Source organism: Paraburkholderia ribeironis, assembly GCF_900019265.1.
Classification (GTDB): Bacteria; Pseudomonadota; Gammaproteobacteria; order Burkholderiales; family Burkholderiaceae; genus Paraburkholderia; species Paraburkholderia ribeironis.
Genome location: NZ_CYGX02000005.1, coordinates 260,089 through 272,844, shown reverse-complemented (window position 1 = coordinate 272,844; position 12,756 = coordinate 260,089). Strand labels below are relative to the sequence as shown.

Here is a 12,756-nt window from a genome sequence, read left to right as displayed (position 1 = left end):
TAATCAGCGTTTCCCTAGGTGTTTTCACCGACCGATTTGCGCTTGTGTTATCAGCCTACCTGATATTAAATCCACTCCACGATGCAGCGTGTGAAAACGCGCTGCATCGCTACGAGGCCACCACGCAGGCACGCGGACATCGACCCGATGCGCCGCGCGGCGTAGTTCGCCTGAGCGTTCCATCACGACCTGGACGCTGATCTGAATCCCGCTTTGCCAAGGCCGTCCGGCGACCCGGGCGGCCCGGCCCCTGCACGCGCTGCGCGTAGAACCGGCATCTGCTGTTCTGTATCGAAACCGGAAAGCCACGCAATTTAATAAGGATTACTAATGTGAAAAGAGCCGGAACCTTCTCCTCCACGCAAAGCGCTGCGGTCACGGCGACGCCCGGGCGTACCGCCGCCGCCGTCACACTCGGCCTGTGTTTTGCGATCGCCCTGCTCGAAGGGCTCGACCTGCAGTCGGTCGGCGTGGCCGCGCCGCGCATGGCGCGCGAGTTCGGCCTGTCGGTCGGACAGATGGGACTGGCGTTCAGCGCCGGCACCTTCGGTCTGCTGCCGGGTGCAATGGTCGGCGGACGGCTCGCCGACCGGATCGGCCGCAAGCGCGTGCTGGTGATTTCCGCCTGCCTGTTCGGCCTGCTGTCGATCATGACCGCGCTCGCGAGCGACTTTCATACCCTGGTGATCGTGCGCGTGCTGACCGGCATCGGCCTGGGCGGTGCGCTGCCCAACCTGATCGCGTTGTCGTCCGAAGCGGTGGAGCCGCGTTCGCGCAGCACTGCCGTCAGCGTGATGTATTGCGGCATTCCGTTCGGCGGCGCGATCGCTTCGGTGATCGGCGTGCTGAGCGCAGGCGACGCCGACTGGCGTCACATCTTCTACGTCGGCGGCGCGGGTCCGCTGGTGCTGGTGCCGCTGCTGCTCGTGTTTCTGGCGGATTCGAAGGCATTCGCGAAAGCTTCGCACGACGGCCAGGCAAGGCCCGCGCCGGTCGGCGAAGTGCTGTTCGGCGGCGCACGCGGCCTGTCCACCGTGCAGATCTGGATCAGCTACTTCTGCACGCTGATCGTCCTTTACTTCCTGCTCAACTGGCTGCCTTCGTTGATGGCGGCAAGCGGTCTGACGCGTGCCCAGGTCGGCTCGGTGCAGATCTTCTTCAACGTGGGCGGCGGGATCGGCGCGTTGTGTATCGGCATGCTGATGGATCGCATGCGCTCGGGCGTGGTGGTGGCCGGCATGTATGTCGGAATCATCGCTTCGCTCGCGGCGCTCTCGCTGGCGCCCGGCTTGACCGCCCTCACGATCGCGGCCTTCTTCGCGGGGATGTTCGTGGTCGGCGGGCAATCGGTACTGTATGCGCTGTCCGCCGCGTTCTATCCGACCGCGATGCGCGGCACCGGGGTCGGCGCAGCGGTCGCCGTGGGGCGCATCGGCTCGGTGGTCGGGCCGTTGGCCGCCGCGCAATTGCTGGCGATGGGCCGCAGCTCGTCGACCGTGATCGGCGCGAGCATTCCGGTCACGGTGATCGCAGCCGCGGCGGCGTTGCTGCTGCTGCGCCGCCCGCGCGCCGACGAGTGAGCGTCCGCATCATCCGCATCAAAAAACCAACAACAACACACACTCAATCAACGGCCTGGAGACACCTTTCATGCAAGTATCCGCACGCCTTCTGCTCTGCGGCGCACTGTGCGCCGTCAGCGGCGCAGCAGCAGCTCAATCGAGCGTGACCCTGTACGGCATCGTCGACACCGGCATCGAATACGTTTCGCACGCGAACGCCGCGGGCAAGAGCGTGTTCCGCATGCCGGGCGTCACCGGCGAGCTGCCCTCGCGCTGGGGGCTGCGCGGCAACGAAGACTTAGGCGGCGGCTATAGCGCTGTTTTCACGCTGGAAAGCGGCTTCAACCTGCGTGCCGGCGACTCCGGTCAGGGCGGCCGCCTGTTCGGCCGCCAGGCGTTCGTCGGCATGAAGAGCCCGTATGGCACGCTCACGTTCGGACGCCAGTACACGATGACGTACCTCGCGCTGCAGGGCGCGGACATAATCGGCCCGGACATCTATGGCCTGGGTTCGCTCGACGCCTATGTGCCGAACGCCCGCGCCGACAACTCGGTCAGCTACCTCGGCAGCTACGCGGGCGTGACGCTCGGCGCGAACTACTCGTTCGGGCGTGACGCGGCCGGCACCGGCAACTCGCCGGGCCAGGGCACCTGCGCCGGCTCCGTGGCCGGTCACCCGACCGAGTGCCGCAACTGGTCGGTAATGCTGAAGTATGACGCGCCGTTGTTCGGTGTCGCCGCGTCATATGAAGAGCAGCGCGGCGGCAGTACCGCCGCGGCGAATTTCTTCGATGGCATCGCGCCGACTCCGCTCATCGACGCCGCCGACAAGGACATCCGCACCCATGTGAGCGCCTACGCCAACCTCGGCAAATTCAAGCTCGGCGCGGGCTGGCTCAACCGTCGCGTCGATCCGGCCGCGGCCACGCGCACCGACGTGCGTTCGAATCTGTACTTCGTCGGCGCGTCGTATTTCGTGACGCCCGCGTTTATCGTCGATGGCGAGGTCTATCACATCAACAATCACGAGCACGACACGCGCGCCACAATGGGCACGCTGCGCACCACCTATCTGCTGTCCAAGCGCACCGCCGTCTACGCGCAAGGCTCGTATCTCGGCAACAGCGCGAAGGCACGCTACTCGGTCAGCGGCGGTGGCGGCGGCACCACACCGGCGGCGGGTACTGGCCAGACCGGCGTGATGGTCGGCATGCGTCATTCGTTCTAGGGCTTGCTGGCGTGTGACAGCCTGTCGTGATCGGCTGTCACCGACCCGTTGCGGTTATCGACGTAGCGGGACTCCGAGCCCATTAGCGGACGCTCACCGTTCGACGAAAGGGGTGGCTTGCGATCTGCCATAAGACGTCCCCTTGACGGTGGGGTTAGCTCTCTTTCGAGGTCCCCGGGTCGGGGGAGCGGCGGGTGATTGGACGCCTGCGTACTATCAGCTCCTTGTCAAGGATTGGGGCGAGGAAGCGGTCGACAATTTCAGGAATGTGACGCACGAGAAAGTAGACCTCTTCATCTTCGGGGCGAAGGATGCTCGATCAACGTGGACTGACCCAGAGTATGTCGCGTAAGGCAAACTGCCACGACAACGCAGCGATGGAAAGCTTCTTTGGCACACTCGAGTCGGAGTTCTTCCGCCTGAACAGGTTCGAGAACCTCGACGCACTGAAGGCCGGCATCAAACATTACATTCACTACTACAACCACAAACGCATCAAGCCGAAATTGAAAGGGCTGAGTCCCGTGATGTACAGAACCCAGCCCTCTGCGGCCTAGCCGAAAAAACTGTCCAACTTTACGGGTCAGTTCGCTTTTTCCCGCCTTTTTCTTTAAACCGCCGCTCGTAAGAAACGGCTGTCTGTCCGTTCTCAATATGCCTGCATGGTTTCCCCTCGACGTCTATCAGACATATCCGTTTCTTGCGATTTTGTTGTTATGTCTCGTTCCTTGACATTCATTCACTAACTCAAACGCCTATCAGGGATATTTTACGGAGGTCCAAGAAAAACACGCTACGTAAAAAATGAACAAGAATACGTTCCGGCTGGTTTATAGCCGGTTACGGGGTATGCTCGTCGCCGTCGCAGAAACCGCCATCGCCCACGGCAACGCAAATCAGGGCGAAACCCGTTCATTAACCGTACGGCGCTCCATCACACTGTTCGCGATGCGTCACACGGCTTTTGCCGTGCTCGCGCTGTGCGGCCTCGCGCCCGTCCTTTCTGATGCGCAGATTGTCCCATCGGGCGCGCATGCACCGAATGTCATCAGTACAGCAAACGGTCTGCCCCAGGTGAACATCACGAAGCCGTCCTCTGGCGGCGTCTCGCTCAACACGTACTCACAGTTCGACGTATCGCCCAGAGGCGCGATCCTCAACAACTCGCCCCTTATCACCGGCACACAGTTAGCCGGACAGATTAACGGTAATCCGAATTTCGGGCCGAACGATGCCGCGAAGATTATCGTCAACCAGGTCAACAGCAATAATCCATCGCTGTTAAGAGGTTATGTCGAGGTTGCGGGCCAGAAAGCTGCCGCTGTCGTGATCGCCAATTCCTCGGGCCTGGTCGTGGACGGTGGCGGCTTCATCAACACGTCGAGAGGCATCCTCACCACCGGTAACCCGATTATCGACGGCAGCGGCAATCTTACCGGCTTCAACGTGACGGGCGGCCTGATTACCGTACAGGGTGCGGGCCTGAACGCCTTGAATATCGATGAGGTTGATTTATTGTCCCGTGCGGTGCAAGCCAATGCAGCGATTTACGGCAATACGCTGCATGTCGTCACCGGTTCGAACAGCATCGACTATGCGAGCCTGAATCCGACACCCATCGCGGGGAATGGCGCTGCGCCCGGTGTGTCCATCGACGTGTCGCAACTGGGTGGCATGTACAGTGGCCGCATCATCCTGGTCGGGACGGAGAACGGGGTTGGTGTTGCGAACGCTGGCACCATCGCCGCACAGGCAGGCGACCTGACGCTCACGAGTTCCGGCCAGCTTGTGCAGACCGGCACGATGAAGGCGAGCGGCAATATCGGCATCAATGCAGCGGGCGTCGCCAACAGCGGCACCATCTACGCGCAGCAGAACACGACCATTGGTTCGTCAGGCATGCTGACGAATAACGGTACGCTTGCCGCGCAACAAAACACTGCGGTCAATGCCGGGGCCGTCGCTTCAACCGGTACCCTCGGCGCAGGCGTGAACAACGATGGCTCGGTCGGTAACTCGGGCAATCTCAATGTCTCCGCGACCGGGCAGCTCAACGCGACCGGCGAGAACGTCGCGGGCGGCAATGCGTCTCTCTCGGGCAGCGGCGTCAATCTCGCGGGTAGCGAGACGGCGGCGAACGGTAACGTATCGCTGACAGCAAACGCGGGCGATCTGAACCTGGTGGGCGCAACGACGAGCGCAGGCGGCTCGGTCGTAGCGAATGCCACGGGTACGCTTGATAACGACAACGGCTCGCTGACGGGGGGCGGCGTAACGCTTAACGCGGGCAACCTGTCGAACCAGGGCGGTGACATTTCGGCACAAGGCCCGCTCGTCGCGCAGGCGTCCGGCCAGCTCACCAATCAGGGTGGATCGATTGTCTCGCAGGGCGCGATGCAGGTAAGTGGCGGTGCCATCGCGAACAACCAGGGGACGATTCAGAGCGCTGCCGGTCTGTCGGTCGCCGGGGTGTCGCTCGACAATACTGCGGGCCGCATTACGTCACTGAACAGCGACGGCCTTTCGGTCACGACGACGGGCCGGCTGGTGAATGCGGCAGGCACGACCGCAACCGGCGCGCAGGGCGGCGTCATCGGCGGCAATGGTGCGGTTACGCTTCAGGGCAGCACCATCGCCAATCACGGCACGGTGTCGGCGCAGACGAACCTCCAGGTCACCGGGCAATCGGTCGACAATAGCGGCGGCTCGCTCGACGCATCGGGCAACACGACGGTGAATGCCGGTTCGCATCTGACCAATAGCGGCGGATCGATTGCGGCAGGTCAGACGGTGACGGAGAGCGCGACCACGCTCGACAACAGCTCGGGAACGACGCAGGCCGCGCAGGTATCGCTCAACGCGACCAACCTCGTCAATCACGCAGGGACGATTACGCAGACGGGTAGCGGGCCGATGAATGTCGCAGTATCGGGCACGCTCGACAATTCGGCGGGCGGCACGCTCCAGACGAACAGCACGGACCTGACGCTCGCCCCGGCTACACTCGACAACGACGGCGGAAAGATTGTTCATGCGGGTACGGGCACACTGACGCTTGATGCGGGCAGCGGCGCGGGGGCGATCTCGAACGCCGGTGGCACCATCCAGAGCAACGGGCAGGTCGTCGCCCAGGCCGGTACGTTTGGCAATGCGGCGGGTCTGGTACTCGGCCAGACCGGCCTGACGGCAACCGTCGGAAACGCTCTCGATAATACGAACGGCAAGCTGCTTTCCAATACAGAGCTGGGCCTCGTGAGCGGGTCGCTGGCCAATAATGGCGGTCAGATCGGCGCGGCCTCGACCGAAACGATCCAAAGCGGGTCGTTGACCAATAACGGTGGCTCGATCGTCGCGCCGCATCTGGCGCTCGCAATCGGCTCGACGCTCGATAACAGCGGCGGCACCATTCAGGCGAACCAGCTTGCGCTGTCCGCAACCGACCTTCTGAATCACGGCGGCACAATCACGCAGTACGGCGCGTCGCCGATGAGCGTCAACGTCAGTAACACGCTCGATAACTCGAACGGCGGCACGATCCAGACGAACAGTACGGACCTGACGCTCGCCCCGGCCACCCTCGACAACGATGGCGGTACGATCCTCGCAGCCGGAACGGGGACCCTGACTATTGCGCCGGGCAATCCCCCAGGGGGACTTCCTTCGGGGCGCGGTTCGGGTTCCTTCTCAAACGTAGGCGGGAAGATCATCGCTGCCGGCCAGCTCGTGGCGCAGGCCGGGAGCCTGAACAACGCGACTGGCGTACTCGCTGCGCAGGGCAATATCGCGGCGAACGTCGCGGGCAATATCAACAATACACAGGGGGCGATACGGTCACTTGCGTCCCTGTCGCTCGCGAGCGGCGGCGCGCTGGCGAATACGAACGGACAGATCCAGTCGGGTACGGGCGCGGCGGGCGATGCGAGTACGCTCGCCATTCAGGCTGCATCCATCGACAACACGGGAGGTCTCGTCAGTAACCTCGGTACGGGAAATACGACCGTACAGGGTGGCAGCCAGATCATCAACAGTGGCGGCGCGATGACGGGTAACGGTAATGTGGCCGTTGACACGTCATCGCTCTCCAATACGCAGGGCGGCCAACTGAGCGGCGCGAGCGTCGCGGTTCAGGCGGATACCGTCGACAACAGCGGCGGCAAGATCGGCAGTTTCGCGGGTTCGACCGGCGACGTTGCCATCACGACGACTGGCGCAATTACGAACACGAACGGGCAGATCGGCGCGACGCATGACCTCACTCTGAATGCAGCGGCACTGACGGGGGGCGGTGCATACAGCGCCACCAACGATGTGGCGGTGAACGTTCAGGGCAACTTCGCGCCCACCCCGGATCTGCAATTCAGCGCCGGTCACGACCTGACCTTTACGCTGCCCGGCACGTTCAGCAATTCCGGCACGCTCCAGGCGGTCGATAATCTGAACGTCAACGCGAGCGATATCGAAAACAGCGGCTCGATGATGGCGGGCGGCACGCTCACCACGCACTCGAACACGCTGGAGAACACCGGCGCAATAGTTGGCGGCAGCGTCTCGCTCAACGCCGCGCAATCGATCACGAATGTCGGGCCGACCGCGCTGATCGGTGCGACGGACAGTAAAGGCCTGCTCGAACTGCTCGCGCCCGATATCGAGAACCGCGACGACACCACGATGACCGATACGCAGGCGACGACCGCGATTTATGGTCTCGGCAAGGTCGTGCTGGCGGGCGGCAAGGATGCGAATGGCAACTATACGAACGCGAACCTTATCCGCAACCAGTCGGCGCTGATCCAGTCGGCGGGCGACATGACGCTCGACGCCAGTCAGGTCACGAATACGCGGACGACGATGACCACGACAGGTCTGAATCAGGCCGTCGATCCAGCCCTGATCACACAGTTCGGCATCAGCCTGTCCGGGTGTACCGCGATCGACATGACCGCCTGCTCCGCAGGTAATCCGAATGTCGGCTGGACCACCCCGAATAACCCGGCTTTCCTCACGATGATCGGCGGTGTGTACACGGTGCCTCCGAACGGTGGCCAGTGGAATAGCGGCTACCAGTACACGACCTACACGGGTGTGGCGGTGGCGAACCTGATTGCCTCCATCAGCCCACAGGCGCAGATCATTGCGGGCGGCAACCTGGACGCGTCGAAAGTGGGGCTGTTCCAGAACCAATGGAGTGCGGTAGCAGCAGTCGGCAACATTGCCGCGCCCATCACGCTCGACCAGAATAGCTGGCAGGGCCAGGCCGCGCCTGAAGTGCAGGTGACGTACTCCGGGTACTATCACTACACGAACTATGACCATAGCATTGCAGACTGGACCCTGCCGTTCGGCAATGCGCCGTTTGTCGGCTCCAATCCGGGCGGCTACCAGGCAGCGCCCGCCGATATCCGCTCTTACGCACTGCCGAGCTACGAGTCGAGCTTCGTCGCGGGCGGCACGCTTTCCGGCACGGGCGTCAATATCAACAATACGGCGGGTAATGCGGGCGTCCCTTCGCTCGGTCTTGTCCCCGGCCAGTCGCCAGGCGGCGTGAGCGTCGGCGGGGTTAGTGGCAACGCGGGTGGTTCGAAGGGGGGAACTGCGTCAGTCAACAGTGGTTCGGGGCCCGTTAATCCTGTCATCGCGAGCGCGACGGCGGTCAATGTCCTGAGCAACCTGACGATTCCCCAGGGGGGCCTGTTCAGACCGGATACCGCGCCGAACGCGCCGTATCTGATCGAGACGAACCCGGCCTTTACCAGCCAGAAATCGTTTATCTCAAGCGACTACTATCTCCAGCAGCTCGGCCTGAATCCGCAGAGCGTGGAAAAGCGCCTCGGCGACGGCCTGTACGAGCAGCAGCTCGTGCAGAACGAGATTACCTCGCTGACCGGCAAGGCCGTACTCGGCCCTTACACCGACGTCCAGTCGATGTATGAAGCACTGCTGGCGGCGGGCGCGTCGCTCGCGCAGTCGCTGGACCTCCCTCTCGGCATGAGCCTGTCACCTGACCAGGTGGCGGCACTCACCAGCAACGTGATCATCATGCAGACGGAAGTCGTGGACGGGCAGTCCGTGCTGGTGCCGGTCGTCTATCTCGCGAAGGCCAGCCAGCAGAACATGAACGGGCCGCTGATCGCGGCGACCGACATCGATTTGCAGAACGCGCAGACCTTCAATAACAGCGGTACGGTACAGGCGGGCAATACGCTCTCGATTCAGGGCCAGCAGATCAACAACGCGTTCGGTACGTTGCAAAGCGGCGGCCTCATGTCGCTGGCGACGACGGGCAATGTCAACCTGACCTCGGCCACCGTGAACGCCGGGAGCCTCGCGCTGAACGCGGGTGGCGACCTGCTGCTGAATACCGCGGCGAATACCGTGAACCAGGTCAGCGCGACGGGCGCGACACGGACCACGACGACACTCGGCCCTATCGCGAACCTGAACGTGACGGGTAACGCGGCGATCGTGACGGGTGGCAACTTCGAGCAGAACGGCGGCAACCTGAATGTCGGCGGAAATCTCGGCATGGCCGTGGGCGGCAACTACGATCTCGGTTCGGTGCAGACCGGCGAACACAAGGTGGTCGCGGGCGCGAACGGGGTGTCGGATACCAGTCTGAACCGGACGACCGGCAGTTCCGTGAATGTCGGCGGCGTCTCGCAGATCGGCGTGGGCGGCAACCTGACGGCGACCGGCGCCAATATCAACCTCGGTGGCGGCGGGACGGTTGTGGCGAAGGGCGACGTCACGCTCCAGGCGGCGAAGGCGACCTCGACCGTCGACAGCAACAGCTCGGGCAGCGACAGTCACGGCAGCTACTCGGCGTCGCTGCACACCTCCGCCGATACGCTGACGGCGACGACGCTCAATTCCGGCAATTCGCTGACCGTCGCATCGGGCCACGATATCAACCTCACCGGTAGCACGATCAACCTCGACCAGGGGACGGCAACGCTCGCGGCAGCGAACAACGTCAACATCGGCGCGGCCACGGCCACCTATGTCGACAATTCGCAGGAGCAGCATAGCCATAGCAATGTGGTAAGCGGCAAGGAGGTATCGAGTTCGAGCAATACGACGACGACGCTTTCGCAGGGCAGCATGATTTCGGCAGACGGCGTGTCGATCACGAGCGGCAAGGACATCAACGTCGCGGGCAGCACGATCGTCGGGACGCACGATGTATCACTGAGCGCCGTGCATGACGTGAACATCACCACGACGCAGGATACGAGTCAGAGCAGTTCGTCCTACGAGGAAAAGAAGTCGGGCTTTGGCGCGATGAGCGGTGGTGGAGTGAGCCTCAACTACGGCACCAGCGACACGCAGGAGACGACGCACGACAGCAGCGTGACGAACAACGGCAGTCTCGTGGGCAGCACGAACGGCAACCTCACGATCCAGGCGGGCAACACCCTGCACGTCACGGGCAGCGATCTCGTGGCAGCGCAGAATGTCACTGGCACGGCGGCCAACGTGATCATTGATGCGGCCACCAGTACCTCGCACCACGACGACACCCAGGAAACGAAGCAGAGCGGTTTCACGCTCGGCCTGTCGGGCAGCGTGGGCGATGCGATCAACGGCGCGGTATCGCAGGGCCAGGCGCTCGCGAGCGGCAACAGCAACGGACGCGCCGAGGCGCTGCATGCGATTGCAGCGGTGGGCGATTCGGCAATCGCGGGAGCGGGTCTCATGGGCGGCTCGCTGGGCGGACAGAATCCAAGCATCGGCGTGCAACTGAGTTTCGGGAGCAACCAGAGCAAAAATACGTTCACCGAGGATCAGACGACGCAGAAGGGTTCGAACGTTCAGGCGGGCGGCACCGCGGCTTTCGTCGCAACCGGCGATGGCACGCCCGGCAGCGGCAACCTGACAATCGCCGGTTCGGACGTGAGCGCGAACGACGTAGTGCTCGCCGCGAAGAATCAGGTGAACATCGTCAACACCACGAACACGGATACGACCGCCAGCACGAATAAATCGAGTAGCGCGAGCGTCGGTGTGTCGTATGGCACGCAGGGTTTCGGCGTCTCGGCGTCAATGTCCAACGCGCACGGCGATGCGAACAGCGATGCCGCGATCCAGAACGCCTCACATGTAAGCGGCGCGAACAGCGTTACCGTCGTTTCGGGCGGCGATACCAATATCATCGGCTCGCAGGTTAGCGGCGGCCAGGTAACGGCGAATGTTGGCGGCAACCTGAACATCGAGAGTGTGCAGGATACGACCGTCAGCACCGCGCATCAGAGCAGCGCCGGCGGCGGTTTCAGCATCAGCCAGGGCGGCGGTAGCGCGAGCTTCAGCGCGCAGAACGGGCACGCCGATTCGAACTACGCGCAGGTCAACGAACAGGCGGGGATTCAGGCAGGCAGCGGCGGCTTCGATGTCAACGTCAAGGGCAATACGAACCTGACGGGCGCGGTAATTTCGAGTACGGCCGATCCGTCGCAGAACAGCCTGACCACCGGCACGCTGACCTACAGCGATATCCAGAACCAGTCGCATTACGACGCGACGAGTAACGGCATTAGCGCAGGCGTAGGCGTTGGCAATACCGGCAAGGCTCTCGGACCCGGCTCGGTAAGCGGTACGGGCGGTGTCTCGCCGACGATCTCGCAGAACGAAAGCGGTGATTCGAGCGCGACCACGCGCAGCGCGATCAGCGCGGGCTCGATCAACATCACAAACCAGGCCGCGCAGACGCAGGACGTATCAACCCTGAGCCGCGATACGACTAACACCAACGGTACGGTGTCGGCGACGCCCGATGTGAACAACCTCCTCTCGCAGCAGGCCGACACGATGCAGGCCGCGCAGGCGGCGGGCCAGGTCGTGGCCCAGGGCATAGGCGCTTACGCTAACGCGCAACAAAAAGCGGCACAGGATCAGGCCGACGCGGCGAAGGCAGCGGACAACACTGATCTCGCTGCACAGTACCAAGCAGAGGCCGATTCCTGGGCCGAAGGCGGTACCAATCGTGTTGGCCTGCACGTCGTGGGTGGTGCGCTGATCGGAGGTCTTGGCGGAGGCAGTGTGTTCAGTACGGTCGGCGGGGCGGCGGGTGCGGGCGTGTCGGCAACGCTGCCGGGCAAGCTGAACAGTGTGGCTGATTCGATTGGTGGCGCAACGGGTTCCATGACGGTCGGCAACACCGTGTCGAATGTGCTGGCGGGTCTCAGTGGTGCGCTGGTCGGGGGCACTGCGGGCGCATTCACGGCGTCGAATGCGGACCTCTATAACCGTGATACGACGAATGCCAATGGCACGGGCGGCACGGGCAGCCAAGCTTTGGACAAAGCGCTCCAGTACGCAAAGGATTTTGGACAGGCAGCCCTGAACCTTGTGCCCGGCAAGCAGATGGCCGATCAGGCGCAAACGGCATTCGCCAATGGCAACTATGGAATGGGTGCAGCTCTTGCGGTCGGCTCCGTTGCTGATGCGGCAATGGGCGTGCTCACTGCGGGCGAAAGTAAAGCAGTTTCGTCTACTGTTGAAGCGGCTGTCGAAGGTGGTTCATCTGCCGTTCGTACTAGTGTACTTAACAATATTGCTGATAGTCAGGCGGCACGCTCTTCTTCCAACTTCGATGTATTCTTGGCCCGTTCTGATCAAGTTCAATGGGGCTACGCAGCGGATCAGTGGGCAACGCAGACCTTACCGGCGGGAAGTCTCGTATATGGTGGTCTTCCGGGGCAATCTGCATATTACACTACCGAACAAGCTCTTATCGATTCTGGATATAGCAAAACTTCTTTGTTCCAAAGCTTGCAGGTGAGTCCGCATCCTGAATTTGGTTATCGTCCACAAATGGGTGTCTATCAAGTGACTAGCGATATCAATGTTCCCGCCGGAACGGTAAGTGCGAACCCTGCGCTGGGTTCTGGAGGCGCTACTCAGTTCTTCATAAAAAACTTTCAAAGCCAGTTAAACTTGATTGACAAGGTAAATTTGGGGAAGTGAAATGAA

Annotated in this window: 4 protein-coding genes and 1 pseudogene; all 5 read left to right on the top strand. The window is 62.4% G+C overall.

Annotated elements, in window-relative coordinates:
• On the top strand, nucleotides 1-200 hold a 200-nt coding region (locus BN2475_RS34965), incomplete at its 5' end, for a hypothetical protein (RefSeq protein WP_218023679.1).
• Nucleotides 201-332: 132 nt separating this feature from the next.
• The gene (gene mhpT / locus BN2475_RS02605) at nucleotides 333-1,580 is read left to right on the top strand and encodes a 3-(3-hydroxy-phenyl)propionate transporter MhpT (protein ID WP_094778005.1); all 1,248 of its coding nucleotides are present in this window, start codon (nucleotides 333-335) and stop codon (nucleotides 1,578-1,580) included.
• 70 nt (nucleotides 1,581-1,650) lie between these two features.
• Complete coding sequence (locus BN2475_RS02600) at nucleotides 1,651-2,790, top strand: porin (protein ID WP_094778004.1); 1,140 nt, start codon at nucleotides 1,651-1,653, stop codon at nucleotides 2,788-2,790.
• A gap of 305 nt (nucleotides 2,791-3,095) precedes the next feature.
• A pseudogene (locus BN2475_RS02595) lies at nucleotides 3,096-3,347 on the top strand (transposase); the annotation flags it as partial.
• A 247-nt stretch (nucleotides 3,348-3,594) separates the two neighbouring features.
• Entirely contained in the window at nucleotides 3,595-12,750 is a 9,156-nt protein-coding gene (locus BN2475_RS02590) for a two-partner secretion domain-containing protein (RefSeq protein ID WP_094778003.1), read from the top strand.
• Nucleotides 12,751-12,756: the final 6 nt, after the last annotated feature.